General features: G+C 44.8%; 21 protein-coding genes. 9 read left to right on the forward strand and 12 right to left on the reverse strand.

The window, feature by feature from the left end; translation table 11 throughout:
• Positions 1-18 precede the first annotated feature (18 nt).
• The 3 genes from CWO27_RS19960 to CWO27_RS19970 all read right to left on the reverse strand — a co-directional run bounded on the left by CWO27_RS19960 (position 19) and on the right by CWO27_RS19970 (position 3,998).
• A complete protein-coding gene (locus CWO27_RS19960; RefSeq protein ID WP_102433641.1) occupies positions 19-1,152 on the reverse strand; it encodes an ATP-grasp domain-containing protein in 1,134 nt (377 codons plus the stop codon).
• Positions 1,149-1,736, reverse strand: a complete 588-nt coding sequence (locus CWO27_RS19965; protein ID WP_102433642.1) for a DedA family protein — start codon at positions 1,734-1,736, stop codon at positions 1,149-1,151. The genes CWO27_RS19960 and CWO27_RS19965 overlap by 4 nt, the downstream gene beginning before the upstream one ends.
• 285 nt (positions 1,737-2,021) lie before the next feature.
• On the reverse strand, positions 2,022-3,998 hold the full coding sequence (locus CWO27_RS19970) for a bifunctional 2',3'-cyclic-nucleotide 2'-phosphodiesterase/3'-nucleotidase (protein ID WP_107899427.1): 1,977 nt from the start codon (positions 3,996-3,998) through the stop codon (positions 2,022-2,024).
• A gap of 414 nt (positions 3,999-4,412) precedes the next feature.
• Here CWO27_RS19970 and cysD point away from each other — a divergent pair, with 414 nt between their 5' ends.
• From cysD to cysC, 4 genes are all read left to right on the forward strand, one after another.
• Entirely contained in the window at positions 4,413-5,357 is a 945-nt protein-coding gene (gene cysD, locus CWO27_RS19975) for a sulfate adenylyltransferase subunit CysD (protein WP_226088532.1), read from the forward strand.
• 18 nt (positions 5,358-5,375) lie between these two features.
• Positions 5,376-6,806, forward strand: a complete 1,431-nt coding sequence (gene cysN, locus CWO27_RS19980) for a sulfate adenylyltransferase subunit CysN (RefSeq protein ID WP_048662155.1) — start codon at positions 5,376-5,378, stop codon at positions 6,804-6,806.
• Between the two features lie 65 nt (positions 6,807-6,871).
• Positions 6,872-8,596 carry an SLC13 family permease gene (locus CWO27_RS19985; RefSeq protein WP_048659290.1) on the forward strand — a complete coding sequence of 575 codons (1,725 nt, stop codon included), beginning with the start codon at positions 6,872-6,874 and terminating at the stop codon, positions 8,594-8,596.
• Between the two features lie 24 nt (positions 8,597-8,620).
• Positions 8,621-9,241, forward strand: a complete 621-nt coding sequence (gene cysC, locus CWO27_RS19990; protein WP_107899428.1) for an adenylyl-sulfate kinase — start codon at positions 8,621-8,623, stop codon at positions 9,239-9,241.
• 164 nt (positions 9,242-9,405) lie between these two features.
• Here the strand turns inward: cysC and CWO27_RS19995 are convergent, their stop codons facing one another.
• The 7 genes from CWO27_RS19995 to CWO27_RS20025 all read right to left on the reverse strand — a co-directional run bounded on the left by CWO27_RS19995 (position 9,406) and on the right by CWO27_RS20025 (position 15,018).
• Positions 9,406-10,314 (reverse strand): TIGR03899 family protein, encoded by a 909-nt coding sequence (locus CWO27_RS19995; RefSeq protein WP_048659288.1) that lies wholly within the window; start codon positions 10,312-10,314, stop codon positions 9,406-9,408.
• A gap of 351 nt (positions 10,315-10,665) precedes the next feature.
• Positions 10,666-11,181, reverse strand: a complete 516-nt coding sequence (locus tag CWO27_RS20000) for a DUF3299 domain-containing protein (protein WP_017058892.1) — start codon at positions 11,179-11,181, stop codon at positions 10,666-10,668.
• Between the two features lie 14 nt (positions 11,182-11,195).
• Positions 11,196-12,455: an ABC transporter permease gene (locus CWO27_RS20005; RefSeq protein ID WP_048659286.1), complete on the reverse strand. Its 1,260-nt coding sequence runs from the start codon at positions 12,453-12,455 to the stop codon at positions 11,196-11,198.
• The gene (locus tag CWO27_RS20010; protein WP_048659285.1) at positions 12,452-13,168 is read right to left on the reverse strand and encodes an ABC transporter ATP-binding protein; all 717 of its coding nucleotides are present in this window, start codon (positions 13,166-13,168) and stop codon (positions 12,452-12,454) included. The genes CWO27_RS20005 and CWO27_RS20010 overlap by 4 nt, the downstream gene beginning before the upstream one ends.
• 140 nt (positions 13,169-13,308) lie before the next feature.
• A complete protein-coding gene (gene zrgA, locus CWO27_RS20015) occupies positions 13,309-14,043 on the reverse strand; it encodes a zinc uptake protein ZrgA (protein ID WP_107899429.1) in 735 nt (244 codons plus the stop codon).
• Between the two features lie 42 nt (positions 14,044-14,085).
• Positions 14,086-14,376 (reverse strand): DUF2607 family protein, encoded by a 291-nt coding sequence (locus CWO27_RS20020; RefSeq protein WP_102432487.1) that lies wholly within the window; start codon positions 14,374-14,376, stop codon positions 14,086-14,088.
• 90 nt (positions 14,377-14,466) lie between these two features.
• A complete protein-coding gene (locus CWO27_RS20025) occupies positions 14,467-15,018 on the reverse strand; it encodes a YtfJ family protein (protein ID WP_048659282.1) in 552 nt (183 codons plus the stop codon).
• A 252-nt stretch (positions 15,019-15,270) separates the two neighbouring features.
• Between CWO27_RS20025 and CWO27_RS20030 the strand changes: the two genes are divergently transcribed.
• Complete coding sequence (locus CWO27_RS20030; RefSeq protein WP_019821424.1) at positions 15,271-15,471, forward strand: DUF1107 family protein; 201 nt, start codon at positions 15,271-15,273, stop codon at positions 15,469-15,471.
• Between the two features lie 109 nt (positions 15,472-15,580).
• On the opposite strand, the gene msrA is transcribed toward CWO27_RS20030, so the two are convergent.
• Positions 15,581-16,210 carry a peptide-methionine (S)-S-oxide reductase MsrA gene (gene msrA / locus CWO27_RS20035; RefSeq protein WP_048662151.1) on the reverse strand — a complete coding sequence of 210 codons (630 nt, stop codon included), beginning with the start codon at positions 16,208-16,210 and terminating at the stop codon, positions 15,581-15,583.
• 195 nt (positions 16,211-16,405) lie between these two features.
• Here msrA and tamA point away from each other — a divergent pair, with 195 nt between their 5' ends.
• The 4 genes from tamA (at position 16,406) to CWO27_RS20055 (ending at position 22,716) form a co-directional block, all read left to right on the forward strand.
• The gene (gene tamA / locus CWO27_RS20040) at positions 16,406-18,118 is read left to right on the forward strand and encodes an autotransporter assembly complex protein TamA (protein ID WP_107899430.1); all 1,713 of its coding nucleotides are present in this window, start codon (positions 16,406-16,408) and stop codon (positions 18,116-18,118) included.
• Complete coding sequence (gene tamB, locus CWO27_RS20045; RefSeq protein WP_102432489.1) at positions 18,115-21,873, forward strand: autotransporter assembly complex protein TamB; 3,759 nt, start codon at positions 18,115-18,117, stop codon at positions 21,871-21,873. The genes tamA and tamB overlap by 4 nt, the downstream gene beginning before the upstream one ends.
• Positions 21,874-21,921: 48 nt before the next feature.
• On the forward strand, positions 21,922-22,278 hold the full coding sequence (locus CWO27_RS20050; protein ID WP_048659278.1) for a gamma-glutamylcyclotransferase family protein: 357 nt from the start codon (positions 21,922-21,924) through the stop codon (positions 22,276-22,278).
• Positions 22,279-22,359: 81 nt separating this feature from the next.
• Positions 22,360-22,716 (forward strand): DUF2799 domain-containing protein, encoded by a 357-nt coding sequence (locus CWO27_RS20055; protein ID WP_048659277.1) that lies wholly within the window; start codon positions 22,360-22,362, stop codon positions 22,714-22,716.
• Positions 22,717-22,808: 92 nt separating this feature from the next.
• Here the strand turns inward: CWO27_RS20055 and fbp are convergent, their stop codons facing one another.
• Positions 22,809-23,819, reverse strand: a complete 1,011-nt coding sequence (fbp, locus tag CWO27_RS20060; RefSeq protein ID WP_048659276.1) for a class 1 fructose-bisphosphatase — start codon at positions 23,817-23,819, stop codon at positions 22,809-22,811.
• Positions 23,820-24,029 lie beyond the last annotated feature (210 nt).

Raw genomic sequence — 24,029 nt, forward strand, 5'->3', positions numbered from 1 at the left:
CATGATCCTCGTACAAAGTTAATCGGTGGTCGGATATTGTTGAACAAGACGTCGCTCTTCTTGCCACGCGTTAAACAGGCTCTTAAAAGAAGGAGGTTGATGGCCTCTTTGTTTCTGTTGAGCGCCAATATCAAAAAGAATGCGGTATTGAAGAAGTAGTGTGGAAAATATCTCTCGCAGCGGTGTGTTGCGATCCCAGATGTGCCCAGCTTCACTGCTTGCACCATTGACCTCAAGGATCGTGAAATCCTCACCTCTCATTAGGCTGTGCATGTCCTTAAACTTGACGTCGAGTCGACCAAAATGAAAACCGTCGAAGTCGTCGAATATCTCATCTAAACGTTCGGTTAAAGCTTGAGTAATGTATTGATTGCCGTCTCGGAAGATACAGCCACGGCTATGGCTACCCGCGAACGCAAGTTGGAACTCTTCGCCCTCTGCGAGCACTTGAGCCAACTTATCTTCATGCCTCGGCAGGTATAGGTGACTGAGCTGTCCTGCACGCGGACTGTTCTCGATTAACTGTTTGAGTGTCGAGGTTCCATCTCCAATCACCATTGGCGAATATTTGAGAGTGATCGAGATGATCTCGCCTTGTTTTCTGTTCGGGTAACGAATATAGAAAACACCAGCCTCGGCTTGATAAGGCGCCTTTTCTTGCAGAAGAAAGCGAGCATGATTTGGGAAAGATTCAATATATTGCTCAAGTTGATCTTGGTTGTTGATCAGCTTTACGCCAACACCTCGACAGCCAAGATCCGGCTTTGCCACGATAGGGAAATCAAGATCTGATTGTATGAGTGCGCTGCGTGCATCTTCAGCTTGTTTCTTACTACTAAGATCGGTTTTGGTTAAAGTGATAAATGGAGAGATCCAACGCTTGCTCGACGATCCGGCAAGGCTCAGTATCTCGTGTTTCGATTCGCCGACCATACCACTGAGTTTAATGCTCGGGTTGGCGATGAGTGGTAGCGCCCAATCACAGTGCCGTAACCCTTGCATCAGGCTTTGAATCACTACTGGAGTGTAGAAGAACCACGTCGGAAGAAATTCATAAGGAGAGACACTGCGCACGGTATCTTTTTCAAGCAGGGGCATGCCGGCATTAATTTGATGTGCTGGAATGATGTGAATATCTTGCGGTGAACTCATGATAATCCTCTAGAGTAGGTTTTATTCATTAATCGATTGCCGATTAGCAGCAAAGCGATGGCACACGGGATGACGATCCATTGATATTCAGAGGCTTGCAGCCACGCTGATGTCCCTAAATAGTAGATGGTAGAGAAGACAGCGCCAGTCCAGATCGCTGTTGCGCTAATAACGGCAAACAAGAAAGTAGGCAGTGGTATGGCGAAAAAACCACTTAAGGTAAAACCAACGGTACGAAGCCCCGGTATAAAGCGGATGACAAAAAGACTGCTGAATGCGTTTTGACGTAATTTGGTGCGAAGCGCTAGAAAGTATCGGTTGGTGAGGGCTTTGTAACGAACGCCTCGGAAATAACGGCCTGATTTCCCAAGGTAATAGAGGCCAAGATCACCTGTGGCAATGCCGATAAAAATCGCAAGTAACGCATATTGAGGTGGGATGAGCCCTTGAGTCGCTAAACCTGCCGCAGTAACGATGGCCAGATCTTCAAGTAGGTAAGAAAGCGCGACAATGCCAAGCATCAGCCATAGCAGCGACTCCTCCCCTGAATTTAACCATGCTTGAATGCTCTCGACGGTGCCCATCAAATGTCCTTATCTATCCTATAGATGAATGGCTTATTGGCCATTCATTGAGTGTAGTAAATTAAATAGACAGGAGGAGCTCAGAAAAACTTACAGTGAATTGCTTCTTTTTTACGTTGATTTGATTTAATAGATGATTTGAGGTGTGCGATTTAGATGAAGAATGAGCAGGTGTTTAAGGTTCGAAAGTTAAGGCTTTAGACTGTGAATTTAGATAAGAAAAGAAAAAGGCTGAGTTGTTAAACTCAGCCTTTTAAAAGGTTACCTATTGATTACTAGAGTAATCTATTTAGTTAGGTCAATTTGGTAAACGCCGAAACCAACATCGTCAGTCGCTACACGTTTCATTGGGTATTGACCCTTCTCTTTGATGAACTGTGCCGCTTTCTCACTTGGCGACGTTTCAAAGCGGATATCTAGCTTTTTATCTGTTTTGATTGGTGCGAATGACCAGTTGTTGTCAGCCGTTGGGCTTACTTGGCCTTGCTCTTTACTTACGCGAGAGATGTAGTTTGCAAGCACAGTACGGTTCTCATCTGGTGCATCAAATGCGATGAAATCTTCACCTGTACCTGGGAACTTAGCACTGTATGCACGGTAGTTGTTGGTCGCGATCAAGAAGTCTTGCTTCATGTCGATTGGCTTACCTTGGTAAGTTAGGCCAACAATACGCTGTGAGTCAGGGTTAACGACTTTACAGTTTGCATCGTATTTCGCAGGTTGAGTTACGTCGATTTGGTAATCAACACCGTCGATAACATCGAAGTTGTAAGTACGGAAGTTATCCCACTCGATCAGTTGTTGTGGTGCTGTTGAGTTCACGTCGATCTGGTTGAATTGACCAGCAGAACACTCAAGCCACTCTTTTACTTCGTGACCGGTTACCTTCATCGCAACTAGCGTGTTCGGGTAAAGGTACAAGTCAGCTGCGTTACGGAATGTCAGTTGACCAGATTCAACTTCAGTGAAGTTTGCTGGGTCATTCTTACGGCCGCCCGCTTTGAACGGTGCAGCTGCTGAAAGTACTGGCGTGCCATCTAGGTCTGGGTCACCTTGGATGAATTGCTCAACGTAATCTTTCTGTGCAAGGTTAACAATCTGTACTGTTGGATCGTCTTGTACTAGAGACAGGAAGCTGTACATCACATCGTCTGCTTTACCAATTGGCTGGTTAACAAACTCACGAGTACCTGCGTGGTCTTTTTCTAGTGCTGTTACGATGCCTTCATCTGCAGCAGCAAGCGACTTCTTCTCGATCTTGTCGTAGATAGGGCGTGCTTCTGATTGGCCTTTAACCACTTCCCACTTACCGTCTTTTTGTGCCAGTGTTAGGTCCATAACACCTACGTGGCTACCCCAACGGCCTGGCATGACTGCCGCAACACCGTTCATGGTGCCGTTTTCGTTATCAACACCTTGGATGTTGTCGAAGCCTTTACCAGGGAATACCGCGTGAGAGTGACCGAATGCGATAGCATCAATGCCTTCTACTTCAGAAAGGTAAAGCGTAGAGTTTTCTTCGCCTGCTTTGTATGGGTCTTGAGATACGCCAGAGTGAGGGATCGCAACGATAACGTCTGCACCTTCAGCCTTCATTTGAGGCACTAACTCGTTAGCAGTTTCAATGATGTCGCGAGCAGTAACTTTACCTTCAAGGTTCTTCTTATCCCACGTCATGATTTGTGGTGGAACGAAACCGATGTAACCCACTTTGATCTCATGCACTACGCCAGCTGTATCTTCAAACGTGTGTGTCTTGATGATGTAAGGCGTGAAGTAGTGCTCTTTCGTTTCTGCGTCGTAAACGTTAGCACTGATGTATGGGAAATCAGCGTCGTTGATAGACTCTTCTAGGAACTCAAGACCGTAGTTGAATTCGTGATTACCGATGTTTGCTGCATCGTAGCTTAGTTGGTTCATTGCTTTGTATGCAGGGTGAACTTCACCTGCAACGATGCCTTTGTCTGCCATGTAATCACCCATTGGGCTACCTTGCAGCAAGTCACCGTTATCAACTAATACGCTGTTGGTTACTTCGTTTTGAGCTTCTTTTACTAAAGTTGCAGTACGTGCTAAGCCGATTTTTTTCGATGGCTTGTCTTTGTAGTAATCGTAATCCATTAGGTTGGTATGGATGTCCGTTGTCTCTACGACACGTAGTTTAATCACTTCATCGGTATCTGGTGTTGTTGTACAGCCTGCTAGAGTCAAACCAAGACCCGCAAGTACAGCCAATGACAAAGGTTTCATTGCAACTTTCATTTTGTAGCTCCAAAGTGGATAGTAGAAAATTCGTTGCGTAATGTAACAAAATGGAATGAAACAATGATTACAACGAATGTTAATTCGTGACTTAGATCGATTACTTTATGGTGTTCTGCAAGACGCCTCCCAAAGCTGTTCAATCGATGCGCAATTGGTATCAATTATATTAGTCCATTCATTTCACTTGCTTATCGATAAATTCAATCCCTTATCAGCTTTTCGAATAAAAAATGAAATTTTAGAATTTCCAGTAATATGAGAGGCTCGTCATAATGCCTATATCAAGGACGTATCAGGCAGATGAATAGCAAGGATAGCTCAACACGAAGCTTCTGTTTTCTTCTAGTGCCAATACTCCCATTCACTTAAGTGGATGAGTTAAATCCCTTGCTTGGCAAGACCAAGTAATGAATTGCTCGTAACGCGAGCCTTAAAGGAAGCACTGAAATGGACCAAGAACGTTTAACCCACCTAAAACAGCTAGAAGCGGAAAGTATTCATATTATCCGTGAAGTAGCGGCTGAGTTTGATAACCCAGTAATGATGTACTCCATCGGTAAAGATTCTTCTGTGATGCTTCATTTAGCTCGCAAAGCGTTTTACCCAGGCAAGATTCCATTCCCACTGCTACACGTTGATACGGATTGGAAATTCCGCGAGATGATTGAGTTTCGTGATCGTACGGCTAAAAAGTACGGCTTCGACCTTTTAGTACATAAGAACCCAGAAGGTATTGAGATGGGATGTAGCCCGTTCGTGCATGGTTCTTCTAAGCACACTGACATCATGAAAACTCAAGGCCTTAAGCAGGCGTTAAACAAGTACGGGTTCGATGCCGCTTTTGGTGGTGCGCGTCGTGACGAAGAAAAATCTCGAGCGAAAGAGCGTGTTTATTCTTTCCGCGACAAGAACCATACATGGGATCCAAAAAACCAGCGTCCTGAGCTTTGGCACACCTATAACGGTCAGGTGAATAAGGGCGAAAGCATTCGTGTATTCCCATTATCAAACTGGACTGAACTGGATATTTGGCAATACATCTATCTAGAGAGCATCGATATTGTTCCACTTTACCTTTCAGACAAGCGCCCGGTTGTTGAGCGTGATGGCATGCTTATCATGGTTGATGATGACCGCATGGAGCTGCAAGAAGGTGAAGTGATTGAAGAGAAAAGCGTTCGTTTTCGTACTTTAGGCTGTTACCCACTAACCGGAGCGGTTGAATCTGAGGCGAATACGCTAACAGGCATTATTGAAGAGATGCTGGTGGCTACGTCTAGTGAGCGTCAAGGTCGAGCGATTGACCATGATCAGTCAGGCTCTATGGAGCTGAAAAAGCGCCAAGGTTATTTCTAAGAATCTAAGGAAAGAAAAATGAATAGTGCAGTAGAAGCCGAATTGGCTGAACTAGGGATTGAAGGTTATCTAAGTCAGCATCAGCATAAATCTATGCTTAGATTTTTAACTTGTGGCTCAGTAGATGACGGTAAAAGTACGCTAATTGGTCGCTTGCTCCATGATACAAAACAGATTTATGAAGATCAGCTAGCCGCAGTTCACTCGGATAGCCAACGAGTGGGTACTACAGGTGAGAAGCCTGACTTGGCACTGCTTGTTGATGGCTTGCAGGCTGAACGTGAGCAAGGCATCACGATCGATGTCGCTTACCGCTACTTCTCGACGCAAAAACGTAAATTCATTATTGCTGATACCCCTGGGCATGAGCAGTACACGCGCAACATGGCTACAGGCGCTTCAACGTGTGATCTGGCGGTGATCTTGATTGATGCTCGTAAGGGCGTACTGGATCAAACGCGTCGTCACTCGTTTATTTCTAACTTGCTTGGTTTGAAGCATTTCATCGTTGCAGTCAACAAGATGGATCTCGTGGAATATTCACAAGATCGTTTTGAAGAGATTCGCGATGAATACCTAGAGTTTGCTGAAAACCTAGAAGGCGAAACTAACATTCAGATCCTGCCAGTTTCGGCGCTTGAAGGCATCAACGTTGCTGCACCAAGTAAAGAGCTAGCATGGTTCGAAGGTCCATCTCTACTGGAAGTGTTAGAGAACGTCGATATTGATCAAAAGCGTTCTGCGGGAGAATTCCGTTTCCCTGTGCAGTATGTGAATCGTCCGAACTTAGATTTCCGTGGCTTTGCAGGCACAGTGGCCTCTGGCCGTGTAAGTGTTGGTGACGAAATCAAAGCACTGCCGTCAGGCAAAACGTCTAAGGTTGCACGTATCGTGACCTTTGATGGTGATTTGGAATCTGCACAAGCGGGTTTGGCGGTAACACTGACTCTTGAAGATGAAATTGATATCAGTCGTGGTGATTTGATTGTGCTGGAAAACGCTCAGATTGAATCTACTAACCACGTATTGGCTGACATCGTGTGGATGACAGAGCAACCACTACAACCGGGCAAAGCTTATGACATCAAGATCGCAGGCAAGAAAACCGTCGGTCAGGTTGAAACCGTTCGTCACCAATACGACATCAACAACCTGTCGACTCACGCCGTTGATGAGTTGCCACTGAATGGCATTGGCTTGTGTGAATGGTCATTGAACGAGACAGTTGCGCTGGATAAATACCGTGAAAGTGCCGATACCGGTGGCTTCATCGTTATCGACCGTCTAACTAACGTGACGGTTGGCGCAGGTTTGATTCGAGACCGTTTGGACTCTGTTGAACAGCAAGTGGGTAACTTCTCTGCATTTGAACTTGAGTTCAACGCATTGGTTCGCAAGCATTTCCCTCATTGGGATGCCAAAGATTTAAGCCAACTACTGAAGTCATAAACGACTAAGTAACAGCTTATTGAATCAGGCGGAAACCGATCGTTTCCGCCATAAAGGACGGGTATATGTGGCAACAAGGATTTGTATTAGCGATTTTGCTCGGCATTATTACTTGCCTGCTCGTTACCCGTATTAAGCCAAGCTTTATTTTTGCTGGTGCGGCGTTTATTGCTTTTATGGCTGGTATGATCGACTTGTCGAGCTTAGCCAATAATTTCACTAACTCCTCATTACTGACTTTAATTCTTCTGATCCTCGCATCAAGTGCGTTGGAGAAAACTCGCTTAATCAGCTGGGTTAGCCGCAATATCTCTGAAGGTAGGCTAGGTACTGTGGTTGCGAAGTTAGGTATTTCCACAGCGTTACTTTCTTCTTTTACTAATAATACGGCAGTAGTTGTCTCTTTGATCGGAGCGATCAAACGTAATCAACAGCATGCGCCATCTAAGTTACTTATTCCTTTGTCATACGCTGCTATTCTTGGTGGAACACTGACATTGATCGGTACCTCAACCAACTTGATCATCAATAGCTTTGTTGAAGATGCCGGACTGCCAAGCTTAAACTTTTTTACACCCACTTTGATCGGTTTAGCGGTTTTAGTCGGCGGTGTGTTGATCCTTATCCCTCTGAGTTACTTCTTACCAAGCTACGATGATGGTTCCCAAGATGATCTGCCTTACTTTCTAGAAGCGAGAGTTGAGCCCGGCTCACCGTTAGTCGGCCGCAGCGTAAGTGAAAATAACCTCCGAGCATTGAGAAAACTGTTCTTAGCGGAAGTGATTCGCGACGGTAAAACCACGGCTTCGATTGACCCTGATTTTATTCTTCAAGCTCGTGACCGATTGCTGTTTTGTGGTGATGTCGAGAGCGTGGCGACACTGCAAGAAATCCAAGGACTGACTCTGTTTGGTCAGCACCATTTGAACGGTCAGAGCTTCGTTGAAGTTGTGGTGAGTTCATCGGCAAGCTTTTGTAACAAAACACTGAAAACCAGCCAGTTTAGAGACCGTTTCGATGCAGTTGTGGTTGCTATTCGTCGTGGTCATGAACGCCTTGAAGGTGGGTTAGGGAATATCACATTGACCGCTGGTGATACCTTGATTTTGGTTCCCGGTAAACGCTTTGAAGAACAGCGCCAACAACACAACAAAGAGTTTGTGTTGATGAATGACTTAGATTCGAGTGCCAAGCTTGATGCCGATAAATCGACGTTTGTGTTGCTCGGCTTTGCTAGCGTAATTGGCCTTGCTCTTGTTGATGTAGTACCTATTATCAAAGGCTTAGCTGGTTTCTTACTATTGCTGGTGGCATTTGGCGTGGTACAACTTGGTGAACTTCGTCGCCGTTTTCCGGTTGATATTGTGGTGATCGTGGGCTCTGCGCTGTCTATTGCTCAACTGATGATTTCATCAGGACTATCTGAGCGCATGGGGTTGATGTTCATGGAGGCCTTTAATGGTTGGGGAGTGTTCGGCGCGTTAGTTGCGACTTACTTTATGACTTTGGTTCTGACTGAGCTTGTTACCAATAATGCGGCTGCAGCACTCTCATTTCCTATTGGTTACAGCATGGCGGTAGGCTATGGCGTCGATCCCATGCCGTTTATCATGGCGGTACTATTTGGTGCCAGTGCTAGTTTCATTTCTCCATACGGCTACCAAACCAACTTACTAGTTTATAGCGTAGGTAATTACCATCTTACGGATTACCTACGTATTGGTATTCCAATCTCGATTGTTTACTCGGGCTTGGTACTGACCCTAATTCCTTACTTTTTCCCATTTTAATGCTGTTTATTTAAAGGACTATTTATGACCGCAGTACTCAAACACAAAGATGAGAATGTTGTGTGGCATCAACACTCGATTGATAAAGGATTCCGCGCGGATCTGAAATCACAAAAGCCAGCTGTGCTCTGGTTCACGGGGTTGTCTGGTTCTGGTAAATCGACAGTCGCTGGCGCATTAGAAAATCGCTTGGCACAGCTTGGTTACCATACTTACTTATTGGATGGCGACAATGTGCGTCATGGATTATGTAGTGACCTTGGCTTCTCTGAGCAGGATCGTAGAGAGAACATCCGTCGTATTGGTGAGCTCGCTAAATTGATGGCGGATGCAGGCTTGATCGTGTTGTCAGCCTTTATTTCTCCGCACCAAGCAGAAAGACAATTGGTACGTGACTTACTGCCGGAAGGTGAGTTTCTGGAGGTGTTCGTCAATACGCCATTAGAGGTTTGCGAACAGCGTGATCCTAAAGGTCTGTATAAGAAAGCACGTGCCGGAGAGATCCCGAACTTTACAGGTATTAGTTCAGTGTACGAAGCGCCTCAGAACCCTGAGATTGATCTACCTGCAGGTGAGAAGACGCTCGATGAATTGGTTAAACTGTGTATTGATGCGTTGGAGAAGCGAAATATTTTAGCCAATTGAGATCGTTGGTATGATTAAGGCTGTCCACTTGCTTATCGGTTTGTTCATAACTGACAAGTAATACAGTCTTGGTTTACCGAGACAAGAAACCTATCCTCTATATTCTCTTTATTCTTCTCAATCCACTTCACTTTTTACACCGTCTATTTCTTAAACTCTATTATCTAGACGGTGTAATTCACGCTGCTTTTCACTTCTGTCTGAACCGTGAATTTCTGGCTCAATAGTGCAATCAGCTGGTCGTAATACTGTGTGTTTGGCTTGTTGCCAAGCAAGGTACAAAGCTCATTACCTGTTGGGCTGAATCGGTAGTAAACCAGCTTCACCCCTTTTGATAACGGTGCCAGTGACATACTTTTACCTTGATAGGTTAGGTGCAGAGCTGGATCGAAATCAATTTCTCCAGACTCTAACTCAGTGCCGAGAATAATCCCGAGTTCAATCAAATGGAGCAGGCTAGAGTAGGGAAGGTTATGCCCACCAAGGTTGATGGTGTTGGTGGTGTCTCTTTTACCAAAGCTGAACAGCCCTGCATGAGATTTGAAGCCGAGTAAGAGCTTTCTGCTGTTATCGCTACCAAAGCTACAACCCAGTGATGCCGCTCTTTGTAGGGTCAGTGCTTCCTTTGGCGTCATGTCTTTTAAGATCTGAAGCGCCTTCATCGACGTCGAGCCTGGGTTAGTGACTTCTCGTTTCAGTACTTGAGCCCATAGCCTTTGCATCGATGTATTGTGGATCTCTTGTGCCATATCGAAAAAGCGGTACAGCCAGTCCTGATCCGGGTCGCCCGCCGCTTCATCCTTACATGAAGAGTGCGCCAACTTTAGAATCTGTTCTAGGTTCTTTTGGCGAAGCTCTCTACGTTTTTTCTCTCGCAATAGTGCCCGTTCGATAAGGGTACTCTCACCTTTATCGTTTGGCTTTGCATTGTGACTAATTAAGGAATCGAGGCCGAAGCTTTGTGCGATGTGCAGCATTCTGCTGGCACTGTCGGCAATATGAGGCTTTTTCTCATGCTTGTGCTGTGTATCGCTAGCATGCTCGATGATCACTGGCTGTTTGGTTTCTGACATAAGAGTATCCTAAGGAAACGACTTAACTGTCTAAAATGTAACTCTTTATCTGATTGGTGGCTAGATTTTGCGTGCAGAGTTGAAGGTTTCAACAAAATTTTACTTTTGCTAATGATAATAAAATGTTAAATTTGTTGTAATTCTCAAGGAGGAGTTATGAATCAAGTCAATGATAACAAGCTGAAGAAACAGCTCAGTATAGGGTTATTGCTCGCGACTTATGTTGCTGTTCTAGCTTACTTATCTAATTACATCGCGTAATTCAGAAGAAAATTATCGTTATTAAACTGTTATTGAATGATCTCACTCGTTCAGTGACGGCAGCTCATCCTTGAACCACCCTTCTAATGACTACATGTCGTCATATTCTTCAATCGCAGTACCTTCAATAAGATAACCTGTTTGCGCTAAGTCATGGCTGATCGACTCAGTTTTTAGCGTACCGACTAAATAAATCACATCCCATAACTGCTGTATTGGCGCACCTTTCGGGAACTTCACGTAGATGATTTGGTTCGGTGGCGGCGGTGGCACGTGGATACATGCGCCAAAGTACGGTACCAGCAGAAACTCAGTGATCATATTCTCATCACCTTCCAATGGAATCACAAAGCCTGGAATCTTCACTGTGCTGCCATTCAGCTCTGGGCGAACAGCACCAAGTGTCGATTGTTGAGGTTTGTCCATACTATTGTGGTCAACCATTGGCATACCAAATGAATCTAGTTGAGCGCGCTCTGATTCTGGAATCAAATCAATCCATTCAAGTGTTAATACCGATTCGTCATTCTGAGTGGTTTCAGCGTGAGCTGTACTGATAAATGGGAACAGAAGTAGCCCAAGTATCAGTAGGAATTTGCGTTGCATCGTAGGTTCCTATTTTAGATTCGAATCGTCATGCCATCAGACAATGACTGGCGGTAAGCCCTGAAAGCGGGAATAAAGCCGATAATGATTCCGGCAACTTGGACCAGCATAAGCAGTTTCCACTCATGAGGTGTGATTGCGGATATCGATATGTTGATACCATAACTTTGTTGCACAATAGGAGCAACCACTGCGATCAGCGCAAATAACACCGCAACACCTAATGTAATGCCAAGGAAGGTCAGCGCACTGGCTTCACTGATCAGTAAACCAAACACATGGCGAGGTCTTGCGCCCATTGCACGCAGGATGGCCATCTCGCGACGCCTTTCTTGCAAACTAGTGAGTAGGCTACTGAGCATGCCCAATAAACCGGCGACAACAACAAATCCTGAAACAATTAACAATGCTTGTTCTGCTACAGCCATCATTCCCCACAATTCGTGAAGGGCAATGCCCGGCATAATGGCGCTCAAAGGTTCTTGACGGTAGTTATTGATTTCTCTTTGCAGTGCGAAGGTTTGGATCTTCGAATTCAGCCCGAGCATCATTGCGGTAATCTGCTTCGGTTGGAAATCAAAAGTCTTTAAGGTTTCGGCATCCGGTGTGTGTCCTAGGTTAGCACCTGACTCCCAGCCAACATGAATCGCTTCAATAGCCTCTAACGAAACATGCACGGTCTTGTCTACCGGCGTTCCTGTTGGTGCAAGTATTCCTACAATCTTGAAGGGCAGATTATCGTGACGGCTGAACGCCACATCGCTGATACCGTGTGCAAGAATGATCTGGTCACCGATTTTGTAATCCAGTTTCTTAGCGACATCGGCACCAATCACTACATCGAATAGCTGTTCAAATTCTTTACCTTGTTGGAAAGTAAGTAACTGCTTACTTCCATAGCGATAGTTTTCAAAGTAACTATGATTTGTACCCATCACGCGGAAGCCTTTGTGTGAATCGCCCAATGAGATTGGGATCGCCCACTTTACTGCGTTGTGCTGGCTAAATTCTTGGTAGCTTTTCCAGTCGATGTTGTTGGTCGCATTACCGATTCTGAATACTGAGTAAAGCAGTAGGTTTACCTGACCAGAACGGCCACCGACGATAAGGTCTGTACCTGAAATGGTATTCGCAAAGCTGCTCTTGGCTTCGGTTCTTACGCGCTCTACACCGAGCAAGAGAATGACAGACACCGCCACGGTAAGAATAGTCAGAATAGCCGTGGCTTTACGATTGAGTACGCTTTTTAAGGCTAAGTGAGTAATTACTTTCATACGACAACCTTAGCTTGGTTAACGGTTTTTAAATCTATGGTTCGAGTGAACAACTTTTCGAGTGTTGGATCGTGACTCACAAAGATAAGCGTCGAGCCCGCTTGATTGGCCTGTTCTAGCAACAGTTCGATAAAAGCTTCTCGGTTGTCATGATCTAAAGCCGAGGTTGGTTCGTCGGCAATAATGATTTTGGGTTGGCCGATCAAAGCACGAGCGGCAGCAACACGTTGTTGTTGGCCAATACTCAGCTCAGTAACAGGTTTATCCATTAAGGCTTGAGGTAGCTTTAGTCGTAATAATAAATCTTGAGCGGTTGCTTGCAGGCTGTTCTTACTTTCCGTTACTTGTTGCTTGCGAATAGCTGAGAACTGGCAAGGAAGCGTCACGTTGTCGATTACTGATAAGTAAGGGAGCAGGTTAAATTGTTGGAAGATATAACCTATATGGTCGGCTCTGAATTTGTCTCTTTGACGAGGTGTAAGCTGAGTCAGGTCTTGGCCTAAGATAGAGACTTCACCTTGTTCGGCTTGGTTGATTCCAGTCAGCAGGCCTAACAATGTTGATTTCCCACAACCACTTGGCCCTTTTATGAAAAGGTGCTCTTGAGCTTGGATGTGCAGAGAAGGGATCTCCAGCGTTGGCGGTAATTCAGGCTTCCAACGAAAGCTAATATTTTCGAGTTTGACCACAAGTGATGAACTGTCAGAGGGCATGCGAGCTCCAATAATTAAAGCGGTGTATCTACTGGACAGCAATTAGAAGCATAAATTCCCTAGAGCACACCGATTTGAACAGCCAAGTAAGTAGGTACTTACTTGGCTGCTTATTTACGTTTAATCCGATCTGGGAGTGATTAGAATCGGAAACTAATACGCTCTGCGTTAAGTACTTCTTGTACTTGAGCTGTGTCTGTTAGTAGGTTCACCGTCATTTTTTCAGTGTTGCTGAACTTAGAGAACCACTGAGTGCTAACTGTGTCTAGCTTAGCAACATCTGAACATTCATAGTGGTACTCAACAGTGAACTCACCGTGGCCACCTTGTGAGTGATCATGGCCTTCATGGTCTTTGTGGTCATCATGATCATGTTCAGCATGGTCATGGTCTTTGTGGTCATCATGATCGTGTTCAGCATGGTCATGGTCTTTGTGGTCGTCATGATCGTGCTCAGCGTGGTCTTTGTGGTCGTCATGATCGTGCTCAGCGTGGTCTTTGTGGTCCTCATGACCGTGTTCAGCGTGATCATGGCCTTCATGCTCATCATGATCGCCTTCTAGCGTGTTAGTCACTGATTTAAACTTCAGAGTACAGCTCGCATTGTTAAAGCTAAACAGTTCGTCTGGCTTGTTCAGTTGTGCGATAGCTTGTTCAAACACTTTCTTTTGCTCAGCGCTTTCTGGTGCATGTTCAAAGCCAACCACATCGGCGCCTGGTGCTGTTACTTCAACAAGCAGTTCTTGCCCATCTTGCGCGATGTTTACTTCAACTTGACCATGTACGTGTGCATCATGAGAGCGGAATTCTTCGTTAGCTAGAACATTTGTAGAGACAGTCATGCCGATAACAACGGCTAAAATAGAAGGTTTCATGTTTTGTTTCCTGAATAAAGGTTAATTAAAAAGTAGTGGTAATTAAGCGATATTTACAGGAGGTGAGCGTGCCAAGTAAGCGAAGTATAGCCGCTGTAGTGAAGTTACTGATTCTGTGATAACGGCAGTAAACTCTGAATGAAACTCTGGAACTTGTGGCAGCGAGTGTGCCGTAGTGAACTGATTTATTGAAAACAGCTCACAGTGATGCGAAGTGTGGTGCTCTGGGTCAATGTCCACCATGTGTGTTGCTGCTAACACGCTTAGCATGAGCATCAGCCCAAGCAACAAGCCTGTTTTGCGTTTCACATTGTTGGGTGTGTCTTGCCACATCAGGATGATTAACCACAGAATAAAAAAAGGATACTGTTATAATATAACAATATCCTTTGATAAGATCTCGAAAAAGAGGTGAATATCTGATTAAAGACTCGCTTTAATCAATTCAATGACTTGCGTGACCTCTGATTCGTTAAGTGCGCCTTCTTTCACAAACAAGATTTTCCCTTGTTTATCTTGAACGATAATCGCTGAGCTCTCTTCTTTCAGAGCCCAAGATGAAGCGACGGTGCCATCTTCGTCTAACACCATAGAAGACCATGGAAACTCTTCTTTGCTGCTTTCTGCTGACGATTTAACAAAAGAACCCGTACCCCAGATAGCATCATCTTGGTTGATGATGGTGGTGGTTTGGTAGCTGTCTTCTGAGAACTTCGAGGCGGTAATGGCTGCCATCAATGGTGCGTTTAGCTCTTTAGAGCTGCTACGGCCAGCGATAGCTTGAACGACGCGAACTTTACCTAGGAGGTTGCTGGTTGCCCAAGTTTGATATCCGGTATTACCGTCGTTTAGAACGATTTCACCATAGTTGCTAACATCAACAGCAGGCAGAGTTGAACCTACAGATAGATTGTGAGCATTGGCGAAGAGTGGAGAGGCTGCGGCTAAAAAAGCCAGTAGAGTTTTGTTTTTCATTATATTTTTGTTCCGCTTATTGGTTTGCACTGGAAGTATAATATGAAATTTGAAAAATGCCTCTTTAACTTTTTTATCGTACGATGTAGAAATAAGTTGCAGGCTTGTTACCAAAAGGTATAATGCATCAATATCAAGATGAACAATAGATTATCTTGCTGTTTGCTAAAGGAATTAGCGATTAAATGTGCTTCGAATACGGTGGTGTTCAGGTGTGTGACTGTAGTACTCAAATGGAATTGAGGTTGTATTATGTTAAGAAAATTTTCTACTTACCGTCCACATCAGGTGGCGCGTTTCGTTAAAGTCCTGTTCAAGGGCCAATTTGCTATCGAAGGTGTCGGAGAGTTTCGCTTCGACCAAGGCAAGGTGCTTCTTCCTGAAGTTTCAGACAAACAAAAGCTCACTATTTTTAAAGAAGTTAACGGCACGATTGCTGCGTTGCCGGTGTAACTGCGCTTTATCGATTTGTTTGCACCGAATAGATTAACAATGAAGAGGGCTTCCTAATGGAAGCCCTTTTTTAATGCGTGTCGTTCTCGCTGGTATGTCGAACGGCACTTTATTGTGGAGGGAAGCAGACACCGGTTCCACCCAACCCGCAATAACCATTCGGGTTTTTAGCTAGGTATTGCTGGTGGTAGGTTTCTGCGAAAAAATATTTTCCAGCAGGCAGAACTTCCGTCGTGATCTCGTTGCCTAATGATTCAGTCATTGCTCGTTGATATTCACGTTTAGAGTGCTCAGCGATAGATTGTTGTTCTTCACTGAAGGTGTAAATCGCGGAACGGTATTGAGTCCCTAAATCGTTGCCTTGGCGCATCCCTTGAGTTGGGTCATGACGCTCCCAAAAGGTTTCAAGTATTCGAGCTAGAGAGGTTTGTTCGCTATCGAAAATGACACGAACGACTTCGGTATGGCCAGTTTGTCCAGTACATACTTGTTCATAAGTGGGGTTAACAGTGTATCCGCCAGCGTAACCAACGGATGTTGAAATAACGCCATCCAATTGCCAAAACAAGCGCTCAGCTCCCCAGAAGCATCCCATACCAAGTAGGACTTCTTGTTGAGAACTCGTAGGCGCATCGAGCAGGTCAGTTTGATTGACGAAATGGCGCTCAGTAATTCGAATTGGGTCAGCATTTCCCGGTAATGCGGTTGCTGCAGAAACCAGTTGTTGTTTGTTTAGCATGTTATATTCCTTTTCGCATACGTTTACCGCGCTGGCTTTTATTTAACATGGGTTCATATTAACTGTTGGTCAATATTGAATAAGTCTTTAAATTAGACCGTGTTATTCCAGGATTTATTACAGACTCAATGCCTATTTAGCGGTATTATTTCTTTTCACTTATTAACGTATTGATAACTTCTTCACCAATTAAACATGATAAGAAAAACTTTACCAGTTCTGATTGGCACTCTACTGTCATCGACGCTCGCTTTCGCTGACGTTTCCCTTGAAATCAAAGGGCTGGATGGAGCGCTTGAGGATAATGTTGATGCTTATCTGAGTGCGATCCCTGAAGAAGAGTATTCGATCTCACTAAGATTCCAATCTCGCTTGGAATCTATGATTAAAGAAGCCCTGAATGCGTTAGGCTACTACCAACCTGTTATCACATTTACTCACTCCGAAGATTATACCGAGTTGACCGTTACGGTTGAGTCGGGAGAGCCTGTTATTATTTATGCTTCCGATATCGTTCTGACGGGTGAAGCCAAAGATGACCCAGACTTTCTAGCGTTGATCGCTAAGAGTAAGCTGTCTAAAGGTTCAATCTTGAACCATGGTAATTATGACTCTTTGAAATCGTCGATACGTAATCTTGGATTAGCGAAAGGCTATTTTGATGGGGCATATGACCTCAGTAAGCTAGAAGTCGCCCCTGAATTAAACCGCGCTTATGTTCGTCTTCATTATAACAGTGGTATTCGCTATCACTTTGGTACCACTCAGGTTACTGGTAGCCAAATAGAAGAGGATAAGGTGCAGTCACTCAAACCATTTAAAGATGGCGAACCTTACTCCATTACCAAAGTTGGTGAGTACAACCAAAATCTATCTAATACTGATTGGTTCTCGTCGGTATTTGTTGAGCCTGATTTAAGCCAGTTGGGTGAGGGCAGAGAGATTCCGATGAAGGTTAGCCTTGCTCCACAAGCTCGTAACCAAATCGAAACGGGTATCGGTGTCTCAACAGACCTTGGTGTGAAAGGCACTCTTAAATGGAAAAAACCTTGGGTTAACGAAAAAGGCCATAGCTTCAATAGTAGCTTGTCGATTTCTAAGCCTGAACAGACGATTACGGCGGCGTATAAAATCCCATTGGATGACGTACTTAATGACTACTATCAAGTTAAGTACGGTATGAAGAACTTAGATAACCGAGATACCAAAAGTTTGGAATCAAATTTAGCCTTAGAAAGGTATTGGCGTCTGGATAATGGTTGGCAGCGCACGGTATTCATTCGGTACTTGGTCGAAAACTATGAGCAAGGTTTACAAGACGATTTAGCACAATTTGTATTGCCGGGGATCTCGTTCTCACGAACTCGAACACGAGGCGGTTCGATGCCGATGTGGGGCGATAAACAAACCATTATGTTTGAGGCGGCTGATGACACATTGTTATCTGAAACCAAGGTGGTACGTTTTCAAGGGCGAACGGCATGGATACGAAGTATTGGCAATAACCATCGTGGTTTAACTCGCCTTCAATTCGGCGGTAACTTTGCAGACGAGTTTGAGAAGCTGTCTCCCTCGCTAAGGTTCTTTGCCGGTGGTGACAACAGTATCCGTGGTTATGGTTATGAGTCTATCTCTCCTCGCGATGAAAGTGGCGCACTAACGGGTGCAAAATTCATGGCAACCAGTTCGTTTGAATACCAATACCGTTTGGTTGGAAACTGGTGGGGGGCGGCATTCTACGACATTGGTGATGCATTCAATGACAAACCTGATTGGAAGCACGGTACCGGAGTCGGGGTGCGGTGGGCCTCTCCTGTTGGTCCAGTGAGTTTAGATTTTGCTTGGGGTCTAGATGCAGCAAAAGGTGATGAGTTCCAACTGCACTTTAGTTTAGGGCCAGAATTATGATCAAAGTGATGGGAAAATTCATTAAGTGGACGTCGATTTCATTGACGTCTATTTTGCTGTTGTTGATAGCCCTACTAGGTTTTGTTTTGTTCACCAATCCAGGGTTGAACACTGTGCTATGGGGTGCTGAGAAAGCGTTGCCACAACTTAAAGTGGAAAGTACCAAAGGGGCGCTTTTCCCAAGCTTTACGCTTAATAACGTTCAGTTTAAAGATGACAGCCTGCATATCGATACCAAGGTTCAAAAGCTGAACTTGGCTATTAATCCTCGCTGTCTGCTCGATCCTAAGCTGTGTGTCGACCGCTTAGCTATTCAAGGGTTGGACTTCGCATTTACTGAATTGCCGCCAGCTTCTACAGAAGAAGCAGAGCCTACTCCGCCCGTAACATCGGTAAAAACACCGCTGCCAATCGTAATCAATCGAATCGCTTTATCTGATATCAAGCTGAATATCCTAGGCCATGAAATTGAATGGAGTCTGTTCTCTACGGCTTTGAGTATGCAGGGCGAAAAGCTGACGGTATCGCCAACCTTATTCAATGATCTGAAAGTTAAACTCGCGGAATCGACAGAAGAACCGCAAGCAGAAGCTGTCGAGCCAGGGACTGCTACTAAAACTGCTATCGAATTGCCGGAAGTCTGGATTCCTTTACAGATTATGTTGGAGCGTTTTGATCTCAACCGTTTTACCTTAGAGCAAGAAACGCCAATTGTGGTGAACCATCTTGGACTCGAGGCGCAAGCTGGTGGGCACTCTGTGAACGTTTCATCTCTCGAGCTCGACATGCCACAAGCAAGCGCGAATCTAACGACTAAGGTTGAGCTCAAAGGTGGCTACCCGCTAGACCTTTCTTTAGATGCTTTGGTGAAAGAAACCGACCTTGCTGGGCAGAAGTTGTCTCTGAAAGCGCAAGGTAGCGTGGCTAAACTAAACCTAGATTCCCAATTTTCTGATCTGATTGAGGCAAAGTTGTCTGGGGAGATTCAACCGCTAGAGCCAACTCTACCGTTTGACCTTCTTTTAGAGGGCGGCCAAGCGCAATGGCCTCTTACAGGCAAAAGCGATTACCAAGCGACAATTGATCAATTCAAAGCTGATGGCTCACTAGATCGTTTCAATGTTCTACTTAAAGGTGAAGCGGATGGTAAGGAGATTCCTGCCCTAGCCATCGACCTAAAGGGTAAAGGTACCACTGAACAAATAGAGCTTGAGCGACTGAAACTGAAGACCTTGGGCGGTGAACTCAATGGTGTCGTTAAAGCGAACTGGAAAAAGCTTGTGAATTGGCAAGCGGATGTGACCCTAAAAGACATTCAGCCTGGTCTGCAATGGCCAGAAGCGGAAGGTAACATCAGCGGTAGTTTAGTGACTTCGGGGGAGTTGACCGAAGCTGGTGGCTGGGCGATTGAGCTACCTAAGCTTGATATCGAGGGTATCTTGCGTGATTACCCGTTGGACATCGAAGGTCAGTTGTCAGCGTCGGATCGTAGTGCAAGTGGTGAGCCTAAACTGCAAACCAGCGGCTTGAGCTTGGCTCATGGTGTTAACTCGATTAAGGCACAGGGACAGCTTGATAAGCAATGGGACATGGGCGTTGATATTTACTTCCCTGAGCTGGTGAAAAGTGTTCCAGACTTGAAAGGACAAGTGATTGGTAACATCCAACTTAGCGGCCCTACGAAAGAGCCTGAAGTCGATCTTGCACTTAATGTTGATAAGGTCGATTGGAATAACGAAGCAACACTAGAATCCCTATCGCTTAATGGTTCGGTGGTTCCCCTACCATTGCCTGAAGCTCAAGCCGATCTTGTATTAAAAGCTAAGAACCTAACCTATCAAGATCAAAGTGTGGAAAGCATTGATCTTACGGTGAGTGGTGGCGAAAAGAAACACACAGTGACACTTGATGTGATATCCGACATCGTGTCGACCAGCTTGGCTATCTCTGGAAAATTGATTCAGAAGCCTTCTCTTATTTGGGATGGTTCGTTAGACAGAGTCAAAATCACCACTCAGCAGGGGCCTTGGGTATTAGACCAGCCTGTCGCGATAAAGGCGGACGTCGATAAGCAGTTTGCCGACGTTCAAGCGCACTGCTGGAAGCAATCTAGTTCGAGTGTCTGTCTGGATGAGGATATCCGCGCCGGAAAATCAGGTGAGGCTAAGATTGCAATCAATCAGTTCGACTTCGATCAGATCAAAGCCTTTGTTCCTAAAGAGACGGAACTGCAAGGTTTAGTGAATGTTAAAGCTCATGCCAAGTGGTCTGAACAAGGTGAGCCTGAGGTTACGGTAAGCGTTGATATGCCGAAAGGTCAGGTTGTTCAACAAGTTGGCGAGCCCATCACACTGGGGTGGGAAAGCGTTGCATTGAATGCCCAGCTAAAAGACAACAAACTGGATGCCGACTTTAAGTTGGATGTTTCCGACAATGGTGATCTGTCTGGCACGGTGTCGCTACCGGATATTCTTGTCGAAGACAAAATGGTCGATGCTGCAATTAAGCTGACCACGTTCCACCTTGATTTCTTACAGCCACTCCTAGGTGAATATAGTTTATTAAAAGCCGACCTTGAGAGTGAGCTTCAAGTTAAAGGCTCTTTGATGCACCCTCAAGTATTTGGTCAATTCTTTGTTGATGGCATTCAAGTCAAAGGTGATGTTACGCCTGTTGATGTGAAAGATGGCCGTATCGCTCTCGACTTTGATGGTTATAGTGCAAAGTTGGATGCGAATATTGAAACGCCCGATGGTCACCTTGATATCGAGGGAGGCGGGGTTTGGCAAGATCTTAAAGCATGGCACTCTAACGTCAGAGTGTTTGCTGATGAGTTGATGGTTGATATTCCGCCGATGGTCAAGGTGAAGGTCGTGCCTGATATGACCATTGATGTCACACCAGAATTGGCGAAAATCACCGGTGATATTGCATTACCATGGGGACGAATTGTTGTAGAAGACTTACCACCGTCAGCGGTAGGTGTCTCTTCTGATCAAGTTATCTTGAATAAAGATCTAGAGCCAGAAAACGAAGATGCGATTCCATTCAATGTGATGACTAATATTAATATTTCTATTGGTGATGACTTTAAATTGTCTGCCTTTGGTCTTGAAGGTGATTTGGTCGGTAAGCTTAACGTGGCTCAAAAAGATCAAGGTCCTTTTATTACAGGCGAAGTAAACATCGTCGATGGTACTTACCAATCATTCGGGCAAGACCTGTTGATCGAAGAAGGTAAGATTCTAATGAACGGACCTCCGGACCAGCCATACGTCGCGATAAATGCGGTACGTAACCCTGATAATACTCAGGACGATGTGACAGCAGGTATTCGAGTGACTGGCCCAGCGACAGAGCCGACGATAGAGATTTATTCTGACCCTGCAATGCCGCAAGCCAATGCGCTGTCTTATATTTTGCGTGGCCAAGATATCGACGGTGAGTCGAGCGGTTCGATGACAACCACCTTAATTGGTTTGAGTTTAGCGAAGAGCGGTAAGGTTGTTGGCGAAATCGGTGAGGCATTTGGTGTACAGGATTTACAACTGGATACCGCAGGTTCTGGTGATGACTCACAAGTAACGGTAAGTGGTTACATTTTGCCAGGCTTACAGGTGAAGTATGGTGTGGGTATCTTCAACTCGTTGGGTGAGTTTACCGTTCGTTATCGATTGATGCAGGATCTCTATGTCGAAGCTGTATCTGGCCTAGACAGTGCAGTAGACCTTCTTTATCAATTTGAGTTCGAGTAACACTTTGAGCGGGATTGACTAGCGGATGACGAATACTAGGGAGTGGGTATGCAGCACCTCGTTTTTGTTTATGGGACATTGAGAAAAGATCAATCGAACCACTACTATTTAAAACAGTGTGAGTGTTTAGGAAGGTTTGACACACCAGAGGAATACGCACTTTTTGATTTAGGTGCCTATCCGGCGATGATTCTTGGAAAGAAAAGTGTCGCTGGTGAGGTCTATATCATTAACGACGAAATTTTAGAGTCGCTCGATCGGCTAGAAGATGTTCCTGTTGAGTATCGTCGCGAGCAAATAGAGACTATATTTGGATTAGCATGGGTATATTTGTATCAGCTTGATCTAACAGCTAATAAAGAAATACTTTCGGGTAACTGGTGTAAGCGGAACAACCCGCTATAGTGAATGAACTACTGGAAGCATTCTGACGCAATAGCTAAAAGTCTCAATGTACAGGCTAGTCTTTTCCACTAGGAGGAAATTATGAAATATCTATTATTGGTGCTATCAGTAATGTTATTTGGTTGTGCGCAAACTCCGCCACCAACGTCAATGAACACAGCCGATTGGCAGAGCTTTGGCGAAGAAATGGCGCTAAAAGGAAAAACCAAGCAGACTGAAGCAAGCTTGGCTGAAGCCGCGTCTTCACCATCCATTGATGCAGACTTATATGCCGCTTATGGTCAAGGTTATGAAATGGGTAAAACTCAGTATTGTTCTCAAAACCCGAGAGCGCTAGGTCGCCGTGGTGAGACTTACCTTGGGATTTGTGACGACGTCGATAAATGGTTCCGTTTTAACTACGAACGTGGTGCTGAATCAAAGTATAGCGTTCAATAATTCGGTGATTGTTTAACGCAGCGAACAACAAAAAGCCAGCATGTGAATGCTGGCTTTTTTAATGACGTTAATTTAATAAATAAACGAATGGCTTAGTCTGGGTTAAGCTCAAGAAATTCTTCTACTTTTTTCACCATGTTCTTCGAACCGACAAAGAAAGGTACGCGTTGGTGTAGCTCTGTTGGTTTGATATCCATGATGCGTTGGGCACCATCGGATGCGATGCCACCCGCCTGCTCCATGATGAAGGCTATTGGGTTACATTCATACAATAAACGTAGCTTACCTTGAGGGTGGCTTTCTGTACTTGGGTACAGGTAGATGCCGCCTTTAAGCAGGTTACGGTGAAAATCAGATACAAGAGAACCAATGTAGCGAGAAGTGTAAGGGCGATTATCACTTGGTTCGCTTTCCTGACAGTATTTTATGTACTTCTTAACACCTGTAGGGAAACGAATGTAGTTACCTTCGTTGATTGAGTAAATTTTACCTTCGTCAGGGATCATCATATTTTCATGAGACAGACAGAAGGTACCCAATGATGGGTCGTAGGTGAAGCCATTTACGCCTGCACCAGTTGTGTATACAAGCATGGTTGAAGAACCGTAAATTACGTAACCTGCGGCCACCTGCTTATGTCCAGGTTGTAGGAAGTCTTCTTGCGTTGGTGGAGTTCCAATCGGTGATACTCGACGGTAGATAGAGAAAATGGTACCAACCGATACATTCACATCGATGTTTGAAGAACCATCAAGTGGATCCATCAGTACAACGTATTTTGCGTTTTTGTTGAGCTCTTTATTGAAGGCAACGGCTTCGTCTTCTTCTTCACTCGCGACGCCACAAACTTGATCTCGAGCTTCAAGTGCGGCTTTAAATTTGTCGTTAGCATACAGGTCTAGCTTTTGTTGCTCTTCACCTTGCACGTTGTCTGTACCAACAGCGCCAGTAATGTCGACAAGACCTGCTTTGTTAATTTCGCGGTTAACAATTTTTGCAGCAAGGCGAATTGATGACAAAAGGGATGATAGATCACCGCTTGCATGGGGGAAGTCATTTTGTTTTGCAACAATGAACTCACCAAGGGTGCGCATCTCAGACATGTTATTTCCTTAAACTTCTCTGAATATTAGGGGGGATTTGAGCACTATTGAATTTGCCTCTTGTACGGGCTTTATTCATCTAGACGCTTACCTAAATTCTAAAGGCTAGATCTTTTTAATGGTAATGAACTAAGCGACGCAGATCTCACTTACTATGTCGACTAAATTTGTTTTGCATTGTCACTCGCTTTTAATCGTCATTTAATGATA

It is taken from the genome of Vibrio sp. 10N.286.51.C3 (genome assembly GCF_003050065.1).
GTDB classification, from domain to species: domain Bacteria; phylum Pseudomonadota; class Gammaproteobacteria; order Enterobacterales; family Vibrionaceae; genus Vibrio; species Vibrio crassostreae.